Source organism: Rhodococcus maanshanensis NBRC 100610, assembly GCF_001894865.1.
Taxonomy (GTDB): Bacteria; Actinomycetota; Actinomycetes; order Mycobacteriales; family Mycobacteriaceae; genus Rhodococcus_G; species Rhodococcus_G maanshanensis.
The window spans coordinates 99,536-115,527 of sequence record NZ_BCXA01000008.1 but is presented as its reverse complement, the minus strand read 5'-3'; the positions used below and the strand labels follow the sequence as shown (position 1 = coordinate 115,527).

Genomic DNA, 15,992 nt, shown 5'->3' with positions numbered 1-15,992 from the left:
CGCGGTGCCGAGGACGGTGTCACCGTCCTTGAATTCGACGGTGCCGCCTGCTGCTGCGGGGTTGACCTTCGCCTTCAGCGTGGTCGCCTTGTTTGCGGTGGCTCCGGTGATCGGGTTGAGGGTGGTGGTGGAGGCGGTGGCGTTGCCGCCGGCGGGTGCGACGGTCACGGTGGCGGTGGCGCGGGATCCGACGGTGTCGCCCCGTCCGGAGAAGTCGGCGGTGATGGTGCGCTGGCCGGCGGTGGCGGGGGCCCACTGGGCGGTGGCGGTGCCGTCGGAGCCGACATAGGCGGTGCTGATGATCCTGTTGTCTTCCTTGAAGGTGACGGTGCCGCCAGCTGCTGCCGGCGTGACATTCGCGATCAGCACCGTGTTCTTGCCGACGGTGGCTCCGGTGATCGGGTTCAGGGTGGTGTTGGTGCTGCCCTTGGAGACGGTGAGGGTGGGACCCCTGTTGAGGTAGGTGCCGACGCCCCAACCCTTCGAGCTGAAGCTCATGCCGGTTTGGAGGGGGACGTTGCGAGGGCAGTTTTCGCCGACCCTGTACTGGGCGACGAAGGTGGCGGGTTGTTCTTTGTCCCCACGGATTATCACCGGGCTGCCGGCCGCGTTGAAGTCGCCGGCGATGAAGTCGGGCTTGATCTCGAGGTTGGGCTCGAGGTGGTCTCCGTTCATCGTGGCCGTGCCGTCGACGTAGGTCAGGCAGGTGGGGTGGTGGTCCTTGACCCACCAGATCTCCTGCTCGCTGCCGCGTTCGAACCTGGTGGTGATGGTGATGGTCTCGCCGACGGCAGGGGTTTCGTTGTCGATGGTGCGCCAGAAATGGGTCCACCCGTCGCCCCAGTCGACTGTTCTGGAGTCTGCGTTGGCGGTGCCGGCGCCCAGCAGGCCGAGTGTTCCGAGGGCGAAGGCGGTGGCGGCGCCTGCGGCGACGATGCGTCTGATTGCTCGATGTGCCATGGATGTTCCTTCACTTGGTGCGGCCATCAGCGTTGCCGCGGGCTGTGGGACCGGGGCTTCGGCGCCCGCGAGGGCTGGGCGCCGAAGCCCCGGGGCCAGGGGTGGTTTCGATCTAGGAGCCGAAGCCGCTGAGGGAGTCGAGGCTGCCGGCGGGGCCGGGGTTGGTGCCGGCCTTGGCGACGGTGACCTGTTGTGTGGTGGTGGATCCGGTGACGTTGTCGCGGCCGGAGAAGGTGGCGGTGATGGTGTGGTTGCCGTCGGTGGTGGGGGTCCACAGCTGGGTGGCGGTGCCGTCGGCGCCGACCTGTGCGGTGCCGAGGACGGTGGTGCCGTCCCTGAATTCGATGGTGCCGCCTGCTGCTGCGGGGGTGACCTTCGCCTTCAGCGTGGTTTCCTTGGCTGCGATGGCTCCGGTGACGGGGTTCAGGGTGGTGGTGGAGGCGGTGGAGCCGCCGCCGGCGGGTGCGACGGTCACGGTGGCGGTGGCGCGGGATCCGACGAGGTCGCCCCGTCCGGAGAAGTCGGCGGTGATTGTGCGCTGGCCGGCGATGGCGGGGGCCCACTGGGCGGTGGCGGTGCCGTCGGCGGTGACATAGACGGTGCTGATGACCCTGTTGTCTTCCTTGAAGGTGACCGTGCCGCCTGCTGCGGCCGGCGTGACCTTCGCGATCAGCGTCGTGGACCTGCCGACGGTGGCCCCGGTGATCGGGCTCAGGGCGGTGCTGCTGCCGCCCTTGGTGACGGTGATGGAGGGGCCCTGGGTGGTGTAGGTGCCGCTGCCGCGATCGCCGTTGTAGCTCATGCCGGATTGGAGGGCGGTGCCACGAGCACAGTTTTCGCCGACCTTGTACTTGACGGTGAAGATGACGGGATTTGCCCCGTTGTCCCCCCAGAATTTGATCGGGTTGCTGGCGAAGATGCCCGCGGTGAAGTCGCCCGCGACGAAGTCGGGCTTGATCTCGAGGTAGGGTTCGACCCCTCTCTCGCCCGTCGCGGTCGAATCAATCTTGGCCGAGCCGGGGACGTAGGTCAGGCAGTTGTTGTGGTGGTCCTTGGCCCAGTAGATACGTTCTTCGCTGCCTCGTTCGAACCTGGTGGTGATGGTGATGGTCTCGCCTGCGGCGGGGGTTTCGTTGCTGACGGTGCGGTAGAAGTGGGTGTACCCGTCCCACCAGTCGATTCTTCTTTCGTCTGCGTTGGCGGTGCCGGTGCCCAGCAGGGCGAGTGTTCCGAGGGCGAAGGCGGTGGTGGCGCCTGCGGCGACGATGCGTGTGACTGCTCGATGTGCCATTGAGTGTTCCTTTGGTAGGTGCGGCCAGGAGCGTCGCCGCGGGCTGTGAGGCGCGGGCTTCGGCGCCCGTGAGGGCTGGGCGCCGAAGCCCGCAGTGGGGTCTGTCGCGAACCGGCTCAGGAACCGAACAGGGAGCCGAGGCTGCCGTTGCCTCCGGCCTTGACCGTGATCTGGGGGCCCTTGGTGCTGTAGGTGCCGGACCCGCGGGTCCCGTTGTAGTCCATGCCGGAGTTGAGCTTGGCGCCGATTTGGCAGTTCTCGCCGACCTTGTACTGGGCGGTGAAGGTGACGGGATTGGCCTGCGTGACGATCGCCTGGTAGCTGGTGGCGGCGAAGTCGCCTGCGACGAAGCCGGGCCTGATCTCGAGGTGGGGCTCGACCGGGTTGCCGTTCATCTTGGCCGAGTCGGTGACGTAGGTCAGGCAGGCGTCGTGATAGTCCTTGACCCAGAAGAGTCGTTCCTCGACCGACTTGGTTCGCTCGAACTTTGTTGTGACCGTGATGGTGTCGCCCACAGCGGGGGTGGCGTTGCTGACCGCGCGGGTGAATCGGGTGGACCCTTCGGTCCAGGTGACCGGGCCGGGGGCGGCGCCGGCGATGCCACCACCGAAGAGGGCCAACGCGCCGACCGCGAATGTGGTTGCCGCGCCGGCGGCGACGCCGCGCGTGAGTGCTCGATGTGCCATGGGTATTCCCTTTCGATAGGGGGCTCCGGCGCCGCGCTCGACCGCGGCGCCGGAGCGGGAGGCCGGCGCTAGCTGCCGGCGAGGTTCTTGATGACCTTGGTGATGGTGTCGCCCAGGACGTCGCTGATCGAGCCTGTGGAGCTGAGCTGGCCACCGCTGGAGCCGAGGCCGGCGCCGTCTGCGCTGCCGGTCGCGGTCTCGCCCGCGTTCTTCTCCCGCACGGTGAAGCAAGCGGCCAGGTCGGGCTTGGTCGTCCCGACGCCGACGGTGCCGCCGACGGCGGCACCGCCGCTGACGACGGAGTCTCCGGTCCGGACCCCGGCCGGGACCTTGTAGGTGAACTCGGCGGTTACCGGGTTGCCGGAGTTGACGAACCACCCGGTGCTGCTCACGCGCCAGCTGCCATCCCCGTTCGGCTGCGGGGTGACGGCCTCGGTCTTCTGTCCCCCGCCGAGGTGGTAGGCGGTGACCTTGGCGGTGGGCGTACCGAAGCCGGCCGGCGGGAAGTCCGCGATGGAGTTGACGTACGGGTTCCCGATGCTGGTGGTCCCGACGACGATCTTGTAGGTGACATTGGTCCCGGCGGCGGCCTCGGCGGCCGAGACGGACTTGTCGTAGGTGTGGGTGATCCAGACGGTGCTCCAGTCATTCTTCTGCGAGTGGCTGGACTGCTGGCAATCCGGGTTGGCGGCGTTCGCGGTGCCGGCGCTGACCCCGAGGAGGGCGGTCGGCAGTGTGGCGACCGCCGCGAGAGCTGCGATACGACGAGCGGATTTCGTCTGCATGGGATTCCTGACTTCTCTTCTGGTGCGGTCGAGCCGGCGGCCGACCGAGGTCGTTGTCACGGTGGCCGGGCGGTCCAGCCACCGTGGTCAACGGGTTCTCGACCGCTCCGTGTCGCCGGTGGGGCAATGGCGATAGATCAAGAGAGGGGGAGGTGACTGGCGCCGGCGCACCTCGGGAGCGCACCGGCGCCGAGTCATCAGCTGAGCGACCCCAGCGTCTTGATGGCGCTGATGATGGCCGTGACGGCGTCGATGGCCGCAGACAGGTTGCCCATGGTTGCTCCTTGATGATGTTGTGATTCTCTGTGACCGCAACGTGATGTGTAGCGGCGGAGTAGTTTCTATCACACCAAAATGGCCCGTGTAAGAGGTTTGATAGGGAAGTATTTCGCGCCGTGAATTTCGTTCTGTAACGTCGCGTATCAAAAATGGCAAAGCACCGATCGGAATTCATCAATTGTTCACGGAGGCGCGCAGTGGACACGCGCACGCCAACGAGGCCGGCGTCCCGAGTGTGAAACGGGGCGTCGGCCTTACCTGGGCACTCTATGTCATTGTTGCTGCTAGATACCGCTACGTGGCGTCGGGTCAGTGGCTGGGTCAAACCCGGTACCGCTGGGGGCGGTGCCGCTCTCGGCGCTATCTGTGCGCCGTTGCCTCACCTCAGTGGATCGAATTCTAAATTTAGTCGACGTCGATTTCTTGTGGCATTACTCCGGAAAGGGTGAAGTGAACTATTCGAGATTCAATGAACTGAAAGAGTCCCAGGGAATACATGCGTAGTCCGCTATCGATCCCTGGACTTCGTCGGCGGGTCGAGATAGTACTGTTACCTTCGAGGGGTGTTCAGTGCCCTGTCGCCCGCACGTCGCCGGCCGCGAGCTGCGGGTGGGGTTGGTGTTGGTGTTGCCATGTTCCACCTCTTCCGCTGGGCGGCCGCCCAGGACTAACTCGCGCGCGGGTCTGACCGTGTCCCGATGGGCGATGCGCGAAACGTCGCGCGGGCCGGATCGGCCGCTCGCGGGATTCGCGCGGGTCAACGCGCGGTCGCCAGGCACAGGTCAGGTGAGACCCGTGCCTTCATCGGGCTGGACGCTCCATACGGACGTCCAGCACCACGAACCCTATGGCCGGGTGGTTCGGAAGTGAAACATCCATTTCTGCATGGATTGACAAGGTTCTGTTGTCAGTAGGGGATGAGGGTGGGCATCGTCCGGTCGTCGAGGTCCGGTTCTTCCAGCCTCTTGACCAGGTCTGGTCGCCCGTCGCGTACCCGGATGGCGGCGTCGACGAACGAGCGCACCAGCGTCGAGTCGTTGTCGCGCGGCCACGCCAGCGCGACCTCGCTCGGCTCGGCATCGGCGATCGGCACGATCTTCACCCCTGGATAGGGAATCCAGCGCGCGGCCGCCACCGTGGCCGCGATGCCGACGCCGGCCGCCACCTTCTGGTACTCCTCGAGCAGTGTCGTCGAGCGGGAGAAGATTCGCCCGGGCTTTCCGCCGCGATGCGCGTCGAACTCCCAGAAGGCGTTCCATGCCGGGTCGGTGGTCACCGCCCCGAGCATGAGGTCGTCGATCAGGTCGGGGATCTCGACGCTGGCGCGATCGGCGAGGGGGTGGTCGGCCCGCACCATCGCGATCAGCGGCTCGGAGAACAGGTGCTCGAAGTCGACCCCGTCCGTGGAGATCGGGCGCCGCACGAACGCCACGTCAACCGACCTGTCGTTCAGCCCGGCCGAGGGGTCGTCGTAGTTGAACTGACGCATCTCGATCGTCACCCCGGGGTGTCGATCGCGGAATGCGGAGAGGATCGGCCCGGTCAGGGTCAGCGCCGCGCCCTCGAGGAACCCCAGCACCAGTCGCTGGTTCTCGCTGCGCTGCAGCGAGCGCGCGCGCTCGGCCGCGGCGTCCATCGCCGCCAGCGTCGTGGACACGTCCTCGAAGAACGCGGCACCGGCGGCGGTGAGGGTCACGCTGCGCGTGGTGCGGGTAAGCAGCACCACGTCCAGGCTCTGTTCCAGCTGCTTGATCTGCGCGCTCAGTGCCTGCTGTGCGATGTGCAGTTTCTGCGCGGCGCGGGTGAAGCTCAACTCCTCTGCTACTGCAATGAAATAGCGAAGTTGACGGGTCTGGAGCTCCATGGCGGGGGAGTGTATGACGATCCAGGGCCCGTGTCAGAGAAAAATACAGGTCAGAGTCCCCGGCCGCGGGGGATTCCAGGGATCGTCGCTACACGGGAACTGAAGATGGACTGCAAGCCCCTTTTGCCGCAACTCATCTCGACGATCGAGGGGTACCTGACCCTCGCGATCCGCGTCGGCTGGCTCGCATTGCCTCCCAGGGACATTGAACAGCTCCGCCAACGACTTGCCGCATGAAACTGATCTGACCAGAACGCCACTGCGACCTTCGGGCACTCCGCGCGCACCCGTCCAGCCGCCACGTCACGCGGGGGCCGGCCGGCCCACCTCGAGACCGGCGATCTTCAGCAACAAGGTGGCGGGATTTTTCCAGGGAGTGTGTCGCTCGCCTGACCGCGCGGGGCACGGCCGGGGCGTCTTGGTGTCGGGTCAGCTGGCAGGTTGGGCGGCTTCGGCGTGGTAGGCGCGGTGCAGGATCGTGCCCACACCGCCGACCGTCATGCCGACCTCGTCCGCGATCTCGCGCAGCTTGAGGCCCTCGGCGCGAAGCTCCAGCACCCGGCGGCGGCGCTCGGCGGCACGGGCCTCGAACTCGGCCCGGGGCTCGGCCATGATGTTGCGCACGGTGCGCGGTGAGATGCCGAGCCGCTCGGCGACTTCGCGGGCCGACATGATGCGTCGTGCGGGGATTTCAGCGCCCACCGGGAGACTCCTTCCTGACCAGGTCGTGGTCGATCGCACGCCGCCTGTTGGTGGCAGCGATTGTCTTTGCTGGTGCTTGTCGGTCATCCGCCGGACCGCAGGGGTGAACGGCACCAATGGCTCTGGGATGGCTACCACCTCCCTCGCAGGTCCGGGCCAGGTGAGCCACTGAGCCGATATTCATCCCACCAATTTTCGGTAGGCGGCGGCGGAAATCACGCATACAGTCCCGCAACCGGCCCGGCGCCAACGCCTTTGGTCATGCCCCGCAATGCTCAATCCGAAAGGTCCCCATGCGTAGAACCCGCGCCCGCCGTGCCGTGATGATCGGCACCGCGGCACTGCTTTTGGTCGCGCCCTGCGCGACCCTCGCGCAGGCCGACCCGGCCGCACCGGCACCCGCACTGCCCGCCGACCTGGTCGCCGCGATCCAACGCGACCTCAAGATCAGCCCTGAGCAGTACCTCGACCGGGCCGAGACCGGGCAGGAACTGGCGGCGTTCGCCGACACGCTGCGCGGCAAGTTCCCCACCGCGTTCGCCGGCGCCTGGCTCGATGCGGCAGGCGCCCCGTTGGTCGGCCTGGCCGACGGACCCGACAAGGCCGCCGCCCGCACCGCCGTCGAAGCCGCCGGCTACCAGGTCAAGGACCAGTCGCGCAGCGAGAACGCCCTGAACGACCTGCTCGGCCAGCTCAACACCTGGATTCAGCAGCTCCCCGCACCGCTGTCCGGCCACATCAACGGCACCAAGGTCGACACGGTCAACAACGACATCGTGCTGGGCGTCCACGACATCGCCGGCGGCCAGGGCCTGCAACTGCCCGACTTCCTCAACTTCGTGCGGATCGCGCAGGGACCGGCATCGAGCCCGTCCGACCTGCCCGGGCTCGGCTCGCTTGGCTCACTCGGCTCATCCGACCCGACCAAGCCCACCGACCCAACCGGACCCACCGACCCGGCCTCCACGACCGTCACCCTCGATCCCATCACCGGAGCCACCGTCGGCAAGGCGACCACGCTGACCGCCACCGTCAACCCGGCGGGAGCCGGCGGTGAGATCGACTTCGCGGACGGCGACGACATCCTCGGCACCGCACAGGTCGGCGCCAACGGCAAAGCGACCCACCAGTGGACCCCCACCACCGCCGGTCAGCGCACCATCACCGCCATCTTCTCCGGCCGCGACGGCGTCCCCGGATCCACCACCACCGCGCAGGTCACCGTCGCACCCGCCGGCAGCAACCCCGCCACCTCTACGATCACCCTCGACCCCATCAAGGGAGCCACCGTCGACAAGGCGATCACGCTGAAGGCGAAGGTCAACACCTCAGTGGCCGACGGCTCCGTCGACTTCAAGGACGGCGACATCGCCCTTGGCCCGAGATGGGTCGAGGACGACGGCACCGCCACCATCGAGTGGACCCCCACCACCGCGGGCAAGCGCACCATTACCGCCACCTTCTCCGGCTTCGAAAACGTCCCACTCGCCACCACCACCCAACAGGTCACCGTCGCGGGGCCCCCCAAGCCCAAGCCGCCGGCCCCCAACGCCATCATGGGCGGCGACGTGTACGCCTCTGAGAACGCCGAGGGCGAGGTCATTGGGTGGTGTTCGCTCGGTTTCAACGGCACCGACGCCTCCGGCCACGCGGTGAACGTCTCCGCCGGACATTGCGACGCGAACCCCGACGCCGCGGGCACGCCTGACGCCTCAATCGCACACGAGATGAGCGACGGCGTTCCCGGCGCTCGTTTCGGCACCTTCGCCAAGTCGTCGATGAAAGGACTCGACTACGCGGTGATCAGGGCCGAGAACGAGTTCGCAAGGCGGTTCGAGAACAACTACGTTCGTGTCCGCGGCAAGGCCCCGGTAGCGATCACCGGCACCGCCGACCCCGTGGTCGGCGCTCCGGTGTGCCTGTCGGGCACGACCAGCGGCTACCGCTGTGGCAAAATTTACGAGGCCACCACGAACGGCACCGGACCCAACGGCGCAGACTTTCGCGCTTTCAGCTCAGTCATCTGTTCGCTGCCCGGCGACAGCGGCGGCGCCCTGATCACTGGCACCAAAGCACTGGGCATCTTGAGCAGAGGCGGTGCGACAACTCAAGCGGATTGCGATCGGTGGGCCGCGGATCCGGAAATTCCGGACTTCTACCGACCGAAAGCGCTCGCGACACCGATCACGGAAATCCTCAATGCCAACCCCGGCCTGAAGATCCGCACCAACTAGAAGGTCAGCAGACCACGCAGACGCTCGGCTGGGATATCCCAGCCGAGCGTTGTGCGTGAACGGGTGTCGAGTTGGCGGGCGGCGTGCTCGAGGACTTCGGGGCCATAGACGCTCAGGGCGGTGCCCTTCGGGCAGTACTGATGCACAAGACCAGTGGCGTTCCCGCTGGTACCGCGTTGCCAGGGTGAGGCGGGATCGCAGAAGTAGAGCGGGACTTCGGTCTACGACTGAATGCACCTGGTAGATCGTTTCCACGCTCACCTGCATCTTCCGGGCCCGCGCGCATCCGGTGTTCCGGTTGATCCCGACAGCCCGAGCCGCAGCTGTCACAGTTCCCACAGGGTCCAGCGACGCAAGGAACCGCCGCTCCAACACTTCAGGGTCAACCTCTGAAACGACGCGGTCGTCGCAACTCCCAATTCCGGGTGTTGCGACGAGCGCTAGAAGCTGCCGGGAAGGGGTGGGGCGTCGGTCGCATCCGGTCGTGCTCCCCTCCGGGCCGCCTCGGTCCTGGCGCGGGCCAGCCCGCCGTGTTCCAGCGCCGCCACGGTCGACTCGCCGGACCAGACCGTCCGGTGTCCCCGGCGGACCGTCACCGACATCCGCGCGCCCAGGTGTTCCAGTGCACCGGGGACGTTTCGCCGCTCGGCGGGCAGCGGAACCGGGAGGACGTGCGCGTCGCCGATCGCGCCGTGGCCCTCGATGTGCACGCTCCAGCGAGGGCTCCGGCCGCGGAGCGTCCAGTGCTCGTCGGTGACCTGCGCCCGCACCGGGGAGATCACCGGGTCGCCGAGCCGGAGCAACCGTCCGTCCGGCAGCAGGACCACGACAGCGGTCACCTCGGTGCGCAGCGGTCCGGCGCTGACCTGGCCGCCAGCGAAGGCGACGCACACCTGTGGTTCCGCGAAGCCCTGCGCCTGGCCCCACCACCAGGAGTCGGGGAATCCGCCTCGGCCCCAGTTCTTCTCGGCGTACACCTGGGCTCCGGTGAGGTCCCATTCCTCGTCCCCGAGCATGGCGGTTCCCTCGGCGCGTCCGCCGAGCAGCCACGGGTGCCAGTACTGGTTGAGCGCCGGGATCGTCTGGAAGACACTCGAACCGCCGAGGATCCGGCGTGGCCAGGGCTTCGGATCGGTGATCCGCACGTCGAGCCCGGCGTCGGGACCGAGGTCCACCCGCAGGCGACCCGGCTCGCCGCGGAACGCCTCCCCGGCGACGGCACCGAGCCGGTGCGGGTCAGCGGCCGCGACCGGATGTGCGGTGGTCCGCAGGAAGCCGCCCGGATGCGCGGCCAGGCCCAGGGTGGCCCAGCCGCCGTCTGCGGCCCGGTTGACCCCGCACAGTGCGATCACGACCCGGCCCGACTCGGGCAGGGTGAACCGCCAGAAGTAGCCCTCCATGGCGACGCCGTGCGCGGCCAGGGGATCGCCGAACGGCAGGTCGGCCCCGGTGCGGCGGTAGGCGTCGAGCAAGCGCGACATCGCTCAACGGTAGCCGGGGCCGACCCGATCGGTGGGCGGGTTGCGACAGGGGCCGCTCCACCGCCGGCACGACCAGTGGCTGTGGTATCGCTCACATTTCGGTGCAGACTCGCGCTCTAGGAAGCGGAATCCAGCCCTTATAGCCGTCCACTATCAATGTTCAAACTATCTTTGATTGGTCTGATCAATCGGCGGTCGATAGTGTCGAAAACGGACATACCAACACACCGTTCACGAATGAGGCTATGCATGTCGCTGATCAACAAGAAGATCAAGCCCTTCTCCGCCGAGGCGTTCAAAGATGGTGCCTTCGTTAGCGTTTCCGACGAGGACATCAAGGGCAAGTGGGCCGTCTTCTACTTCTACCCGGCCGACTTCACCTTCGTCTGCCCGACCGAGCTCGGTGACCTCGCGGATCACTACGAGGAGCTCCAGCGCCTGGGCGTCGAGGTCTTCTCGGTCTCCACGGACACCCACTTCACCCACAAGGCGTGGCACGCCTCGTCCGACACCATCGGCAAGATCCGGTACGCGATGATCGGCGACCCGACCCTGCAGATCAGCACCGACTTCGAGGTGCTCCGCGAGAACCAGGGCCTGGCCGACCGCGGCACCTTCCTGGTCGACCCGGACGGCGTCATCCAGTTCACCGAGGTCACCGCCGAGGGCATCGGCCGCAACGCCTCCGAGCTCGTCCGCAAGGTCAAGGCCGCCCAGTACGTCCGGTCGCACCCGGGCGAGGTCTGCCCGGCGAAGTGGGAAGAGGGCGACGACACCCTCGCCCCGTCGCTGGAGCTCGTCGGCAAGATCTGATTCGTCGACGGTTGTCCGCACCGGTGGCACGGTGCTCACGCCCCGTGCCACCGGCACCGTCCCCTCGTGCGGCTCACCCGCGCCTCGGCTCGAGCTGAGAAGTTCGCCGACTCCCGTTTCTTCCGGTCACTGTTCTGCCAACTTTCGGAGTAGACCCTCATGCTCGAAGCCTCCCTCGCAAACCAGTTGAAGACGCTGCTCGAGAAGGTGATCCAGCCGATCGAGCTGGTGTCCACCCTCGACGACGGCCCGAAGTCCGCGGAACTCGGCGCACTCCTCGACGAGATCGCCGGCATGTCGGACCTGGTCAGCCACTCCCGTACCGGCGACGACCCGCGTCGGCCGTCCTTCGTGATCCGCCGCGTCGGCACCGACATCGAGGTGCAGTTCGCCGGTATCCCTCTCGGACATGAGTTCTCGTCGCTCGTCCTCGCGTTGCTGCAGGTCGGCGGCCACCCCTCCAAGGAGTCCGCGGACCTGCTCGCCCAGGTGCGTGACCTCGAGGGCGACTTCTACTTCGAGACGTACTTCTCCCTCTCCTGCCAGAACTGCCCCGACGTCGTGCAGGCACTGAACCTGATGTGCGTGCTGAACTCCCGCATCAAGCACATCGCGATCGACGGCGCCCTCTTCCAGGACGAGATCGACAACCGCCAGGTCATGGCGGTCCCGACGGTGTTCCTCAACGGCGAACCGTTCGGCTCGGGCCGCATGACCCTCGAGCAGATCGTCGGTCAGCTCGACGACGGATCGGCCGACCGCACCGCCGCGGCCATCTCCGAGAAGGATCCGTTCGATGTGCTGGTCGTCGGCGGCGGGCCCGCAGGCGCCACCGCGGCAATCTACGCCGCGCGGAAGGGGATTCGCACCGGAGTCGTGTCCGAGCGGTTCGGTGGCCAGGTGCTCGACACCATGGGCATCGAGAACTTCGCCTCGGTGCCCTACACCGAGGGGCCGAAGTTCGCCGCCGAGCTGGAGAACCACGTCCGGCAGTACGACGTCGACATCATGAACGTGCAGAACGCCGCGAAGCTGACCCCCGCGGAGGTCGAGGGCGGCCTCGTCGAGGTCGAGCTCGCGTCCGGCGCCCGACTCCTGTCGAAGTCCGTGATCCTGTCCACCGGCGCCCGCTGGCGGGCGATGAACGTGCCCGGCGAGGACGAGTACCGCAACAAGGGCGTCACCTACTGCCCGCACTGCGACGGACCGCTCTTCAAGGGCAAGCGCGTCGCCGTGATCGGCGGCGGCAACTCCGGCGTCGAGGCGGCGATCGACCTCGCGGGCATCGTCGCGCACGTCACCCTGGTCGAGTTCGACTCGCAGCTGCGCGCCGACGATGTCCTGCAGCGCAAGCTCCGCAGCCTGCCCAACGTCGACATCCTGCTCAGCACCCTGACGACCGAGGTCCGCGGCGACGGCGCCAAGGTCACCGGCCTGGCCTACACGGACCGCACGACCGACGCGTCGCACACCGTCGACCTGGACGGCGTCTTCGTGCAGATCGGGCTGCTCCCCAACACGGAATGGCTCTCCGGCACGGTCGATCTGACCCCGCGCGGCGAGATCGTCGTAGACGACCACGGGCGGACGTCCGTCCCAGGCGTGTTCGCGGCGGGCGACTGCACGACCGCTCCGTACAAGCAGATCATCGTCGCCGCCGGAGCGGGCGCGACCGCAGCGCTCGGCGCGTTCGACCACCTCATCCGTACCAGCGCCCCCTCCGATGCGGGGTCGCCGGTCGAGGTGCCCGTCTCGTAACGGTAACGGCCTCGGCATCGGCGTCGACTCGGTGTGCCCGGGTCGGCGCCGACGTCGTTTGTGCCCGCTCGGCGGTGCCGGCTCAGAAGCCGGCGTCGCCGACGACGGCGTGCGACTGGGTGACCTGTGAGACGAGTCTGCCGTCGTCGTCGGTGAGGTCGATCGAGACCAGGATCGTCTTGCGGCCGACGTGCAACGGACGGGCGGCAGCGGTGACGACACCGCGGCGAACCTGTCGCGCGTACACCGCGTTCGAGGCCGTCGTCACCCGCGCGGCACCCGAGGGGATGTTGAGGAACGCGGACACGGCGCCGACGCTGTCCGCGAGGGTGGTCAGCGCCCCGCCGTGCATGATGTGGTCCGCGGTGGTGAGGTCCTCGCTCCACGCCAGCCGGCCGACGACCTCCCCTGGGGTCGCGGAGACCAGCTCGATTCCCGACTTCACCGCGAACGGCATGGTCGCCAGCAGCTCGTCAAGCTCCATGAATCGATGCTAGACCCGCCGTGCCCCGCCCATGGGTCGATATGGTGACTGGGTGAGCACACTCGAGGAGCGTCTCGACCCCTGGATCGCCCCGCACCTGGCCACCTCCGCCCTCCTCGTGGTCGATACCCAGCGCGACTTCGTCGACGGCGGATCGAGCCCGATCGCCGGCACCACGCAGGTGCTGCCCGCGATCGCGCGGTTGCTCGAGGCCTATCGGTCCGCGTCGCGCCCGATCGTGCACATCGTCCGGCTCTACGCGGGCGACGATGTCGACCTCGTCCGGCGGTCGGCCATCGCGGCTGGCGCGCGGATGGCGAGCCCGGGCACCGCGGGATCGCAGATCGTCCCCGAGTTCGGCGTCGCGGACCTCGACCCGGACCTGCTCCTGCGCGGCGGTCTGCAGCAGGTCTCGCCGACCGAGGTCGTGCTGTTCAAGCCGCGGTGGAGCGCGTTCCACCGGACCGATCTCGAGTCGCACCTGCGCGAGCGCGGCGTCGACACCGTGGTGGTGGCGGGCTGCAACTATCCGAACTGCCCGCGCGCCACCATCGTCGACGCGAGCGAGCGGGACCTGCGGGTGCTCATCGCGGCGGACGCGATCTCGGGGGTCGACGACCGGCACCTCGAGGAGGCCGGTCGGATCGGCGCGGTGCACGCCACCGCGGCGGAGATCGCCGCCGCGCTGGACTGAGGTCCGGTCAGCGGCTCGCCTGCGACGCGGCCGCCGTGGCGCCGAGGTCGGCCAGCGTGAGCGGATGCGCGGGCGGGCGGTCGAGGATGACGGCGGTGTCGATGTCGAGCTCCGCGTCGACGTGCAGCAGTTCGCCGGACGCGAGCGACCGCCACGCGGGGTTCTCGTCCATCCGCTCGCTGGCCACCACGACCGCGGGCGCCGAGGCCAGTTCGCCCGACCGGACCCGGACGGTGCCCGCCGGGCTGGCGTGTTCGAGGTGCCTGCCGGTGTCCGGCGCGCGGTCGAGCACCATGAGCTGGTGGGTGTCGGGGTAGCGCAGCGCCCACAGCTCCGTCGGGGTGGTCAGCACGATGTTGATCGCGAAGATCGGCAGGTGCTCGGCGACCCAGCGGGCGGCCTCAGTGATGCCCGCGGTGACATCGCCGCCGTGGCCGTCGATGTGCTTGGTGATCAGCGCGAAGAAGCGCTCGGAGTCGGTGTCGCCCGCGACCCCCGATCGGTACGGCCCGAGTTCCTCCTCCAACCGGGGCAGGTCCTCGATCACCCCGTTGTGTGCGAAGATGCGCCCGCTCAGGCTGAACGGGTGGGTGTTGACCATCTCGAGTCCGCCGGTGGAGGCGTGCCGGATGTGGGCGACGAAGGTCGCGGATTCGCGTTCCCTTGCCTCCGTCGCGAAGCTCGCATCCGCGTACGCAGGCAGCGGTTGCTTCTCCACGAGCGGTTCGCCGTCGGCGGTGAAGGTGCCGAGGCCGGTGCCGTCGGGATCGCGTCGGCTCTGCACGGCCAGGCTGTCCGCGGCGTCGAGCAGCCAGAACGTGGCCCTGACCCGTGACGGTGCGCTGGTCATCCCGAACAAGCGGCACATGCACCCACGGTAGTGCGTTTCGCGCCTGTGCGACCCCGGCCGTGCCCTTAAGCCTCGGGTTCCTGCTGGGTGGTGCAGTGGATGCCGAGTCCGCCGCTTGAGCCGGGTGCGGCGAGATCGGGGATCAGGAGTCATTTGTGGGTGGTTCTGCTCGTGCTCCCGCGATGACGGTGGTGATAACGCAGAACGCGATGATCGCCTCGGTCCACAGGAAGGCGGTGTAATCCAGCAACGACCCGATGGGCGGGGCTCCGGGTGCGGTGTTGCGGAAGGCGGCGAGGGCGAACAGCGTCGCGGCCATCCAGCCGAGGGCAGGCCAGACCAGGCCAAGTCTCCGGGAGGTCAGGAACCGGGTACCGATCACGACGGCGATCGCGAGCGCCCACATGGCGGCCATCATGAAGATCGCGTAGATCAAGACGCCGTTCGAGCGGCTGACGCTGACCTCGAAGGCGGCGGTATCGGTCGTGTCGGCGATCTCGACAGTGGGATGGAACAGGGCATCCCGGTTCGACAGCGTCGCGGTGACCGGGACCGGGTGATCGCCCTGCCGCGCGGCGAACTCGATGTCGGTCAGATAGCTGTCGAAGGGGTAGTCGGTGATGGAGCCGCCGGACAGCGCGACTGGGACGTCGACCGTCGAGATTCGTGTGTCTGCCCGAAATGTCAAGTCTTGCTGGATATCTGGTGAGGTCAGGAGTGTGAGGTCCTCGTTCGGGCTGAGTCCGCCGTCGTCGCTGAGCGCGCCACGTGGAGTGACGAGGATTCGCAGTGTGAGTTCTCGTGCTGCCGCGTCCACCCGCTGCACCGACGCCTCGATGTCGACCCTGTCGACGGGTTCGGATGCTCCGGAGACATGGACGGCGTCCAAGTCTTGGCGTTCGCCGATCTGCAGCCAGATTCCCGCGCCAACCGCGGCCGCCGCTGCAGCGGCCGCTGCCGGGACCAACAGACGTCTGCGACCCGAGGGCCGTGGCTTTGTCGGCATGTTCACCTTCTTCGGAACCTCGTCCACCCGGACATCCTCACACCGTAGCGAGGGGCGACGGCTCCGATCGGCTGCTACGCTCCGGTCTGAACTGAAAATTCAGTC

General features: G+C 67.8%; 14 protein-coding genes and 1 pseudogene. 4 read left to right on the top strand and 11 right to left on the bottom strand.

Going from position 1 to position 15,992, the window contains the following annotated elements:
- The 6 genes from RM1_RS05425 to RM1_RS05400 form a co-directional block, all read right to left on the bottom strand.
- On the bottom strand, positions 1 to 960 hold a 960-nt coding region (locus RM1_RS05425), incomplete at its 3' end, for an Ig-like domain-containing protein (protein WP_169922289.1).
- Positions 961 to 1,072: 112 nt separating this feature from the next.
- On the bottom strand, positions 1,073 to 2,251 hold the full coding sequence (locus tag RM1_RS27005) for an Ig-like domain-containing protein (RefSeq protein WP_072750332.1): 1,179 nt from the start codon (positions 2,249 to 2,251) through the stop codon (positions 1,073 to 1,075).
- Between the two features lie 116 nt (positions 2,252 to 2,367).
- Positions 2,368 to 2,937, bottom strand: a complete 570-nt coding sequence (locus RM1_RS05415) for a hypothetical protein (RefSeq protein WP_072750331.1) — start codon at positions 2,935 to 2,937, stop codon at positions 2,368 to 2,370.
- Between the two features lie 68 nt (positions 2,938 to 3,005).
- On the bottom strand, positions 3,006 to 3,722 hold the full coding sequence (locus RM1_RS05410; RefSeq protein ID WP_072750330.1) for a hypothetical protein: 717 nt from the start codon (positions 3,720 to 3,722) through the stop codon (positions 3,006 to 3,008).
- A 1,186-nt stretch (positions 3,723 to 4,908) separates the two neighbouring features.
- Positions 4,909 to 5,865 carry a LysR family transcriptional regulator gene (locus RM1_RS05405; RefSeq protein ID WP_072750329.1) on the bottom strand — a complete coding sequence of 319 codons (957 nt, stop codon included), beginning with the start codon at positions 5,863 to 5,865 and terminating at the stop codon, positions 4,909 to 4,911.
- Between the two features lie 429 nt (positions 5,866 to 6,294).
- The gene (locus RM1_RS05400) at positions 6,295 to 6,567 is read right to left on the bottom strand and encodes a sigma factor-like helix-turn-helix DNA-binding protein (protein ID WP_083576544.1); all 273 of its coding nucleotides are present in this window, start codon (positions 6,565 to 6,567) and stop codon (positions 6,295 to 6,297) included.
- A gap of 293 nt (positions 6,568 to 6,860) precedes the next feature.
- On the opposite strand from RM1_RS05400, the gene RM1_RS05395 reads away from it, so the two are divergent.
- Positions 6,861 to 8,801 carry an Ig-like domain repeat protein gene (locus tag RM1_RS05395; RefSeq protein ID WP_083576543.1) on the top strand — a complete coding sequence of 647 codons (1,941 nt, stop codon included), beginning with the start codon at positions 6,861 to 6,863 and terminating at the stop codon, positions 8,799 to 8,801.
- Here RM1_RS05395 and RM1_RS05390 read toward each other — a convergent pair.
- A pseudogene (locus RM1_RS05390) lies at positions 8,798 to 9,022 on the bottom strand (IS30 family transposase); the annotation flags it as partial. The gene RM1_RS05395 and the pseudogene RM1_RS05390 sit on opposite strands and share 4 nt — an antisense overlap.
- 219 nt (positions 9,023 to 9,241) lie before the next feature.
- Positions 9,242 to 10,282 carry a tocopherol cyclase family protein gene (locus RM1_RS05385; protein ID WP_072750326.1) on the bottom strand — a complete coding sequence of 347 codons (1,041 nt, stop codon included), beginning with the start codon at positions 10,280 to 10,282 and terminating at the stop codon, positions 9,242 to 9,244.
- 249 nt (positions 10,283 to 10,531) lie between these two features.
- On the opposite strand from RM1_RS05385, the gene ahpC reads away from it, so the two are divergent.
- Positions 10,532 to 11,095 (top strand): alkyl hydroperoxide reductase subunit C, encoded by a 564-nt coding sequence (ahpC, locus tag RM1_RS05380; RefSeq protein WP_027503297.1) that lies wholly within the window; start codon positions 10,532 to 10,534, stop codon positions 11,093 to 11,095.
- Between the two features lie 159 nt (positions 11,096 to 11,254).
- Positions 11,255 to 12,853: an alkyl hydroperoxide reductase subunit F gene (ahpF, locus tag RM1_RS05375; RefSeq protein ID WP_072750325.1), complete on the top strand. Its 1,599-nt coding sequence runs from the start codon at positions 11,255 to 11,257 to the stop codon at positions 12,851 to 12,853.
- 82 nt (positions 12,854 to 12,935) lie between these two features.
- Here the strand turns inward: ahpF and RM1_RS05370 are convergent, their stop codons facing one another.
- Complete coding sequence (locus RM1_RS05370; protein WP_027503299.1) at positions 12,936 to 13,337, bottom strand: PaaI family thioesterase; 402 nt, start codon at positions 13,335 to 13,337, stop codon at positions 12,936 to 12,938.
- Between the two features lie 52 nt (positions 13,338 to 13,389).
- On the opposite strand from RM1_RS05370, the gene RM1_RS05365 reads away from it, so the two are divergent.
- Positions 13,390 to 14,031, top strand: a complete 642-nt coding sequence (locus RM1_RS05365) for a cysteine hydrolase family protein (RefSeq protein WP_245816049.1) — start codon at positions 13,390 to 13,392, stop codon at positions 14,029 to 14,031.
- Between the two features lie 7 nt (positions 14,032 to 14,038).
- On the opposite strand, the gene RM1_RS05360 is transcribed toward RM1_RS05365, so the two are convergent.
- Entirely contained in the window at positions 14,039 to 14,899 is an 861-nt protein-coding gene (locus RM1_RS05360; protein ID WP_072750323.1) for a class II glutamine amidotransferase, read from the bottom strand.
- 124 nt (positions 14,900 to 15,023) lie between these two features.
- Positions 15,024 to 15,914, bottom strand: a complete 891-nt coding sequence (locus tag RM1_RS05355) for a DUF4436 family protein (RefSeq protein WP_218019677.1) — start codon at positions 15,912 to 15,914, stop codon at positions 15,024 to 15,026.
- Positions 15,915 to 15,992: the final 78 nt, after the last annotated feature.

Coding starts and splice junctions, on each gene's coding strand:
- RM1_RS05415 (WP_072750331.1), bottom strand. CDS start 2,937: ATGGCACATCGAGCACTCACGCGCGGCGTCGCCGCCGGCGCGGCAACC.
- ahpF (WP_072750325.1), top strand. CDS start 11,255: ATGCTCGAAGCCTCCCTCGCAAACCAGTTGAAGACGCTGCTCGAGAAG.
- ahpC (WP_027503297.1), top strand. CDS start 10,532: ATGTCGCTGATCAACAAGAAGATCAAGCCCTTCTCCGCCGAGGCGTTC.
- RM1_RS05410 (WP_072750330.1), bottom strand. CDS start 3,722: ATGCAGACGAAATCCGCTCGTCGTATCGCAGCTCTCGCGGCGGTCGCC.
- RM1_RS05405 (WP_072750329.1), bottom strand. CDS start 5,865: ATGGAGCTCCAGACCCGTCAACTTCGCTATTTCATTGCAGTAGCAGAG.
- RM1_RS05385 (WP_072750326.1), bottom strand. CDS start 10,282: ATGTCGCGCTTGCTCGACGCCTACCGCCGCACCGGGGCCGACCTGCCG.
- RM1_RS05370 (WP_027503299.1), bottom strand. CDS start 13,337: ATGGAGCTTGACGAGCTGCTGGCGACCATGCCGTTCGCGGTGAAGTCG.
- RM1_RS05360 (WP_072750323.1), bottom strand. CDS start 14,899: ATGTGCCGCTTGTTCGGGATGACCAGCGCACCGTCACGGGTCAGGGCC.
- RM1_RS05395 (WP_083576543.1), top strand. CDS start 6,861: ATGCGTAGAACCCGCGCCCGCCGTGCCGTGATGATCGGCACCGCGGCA.
- RM1_RS27005 (WP_072750332.1), bottom strand. CDS start 2,251: ATGGCACATCGAGCAGTCACACGCATCGTCGCCGCAGGCGCCACCACC.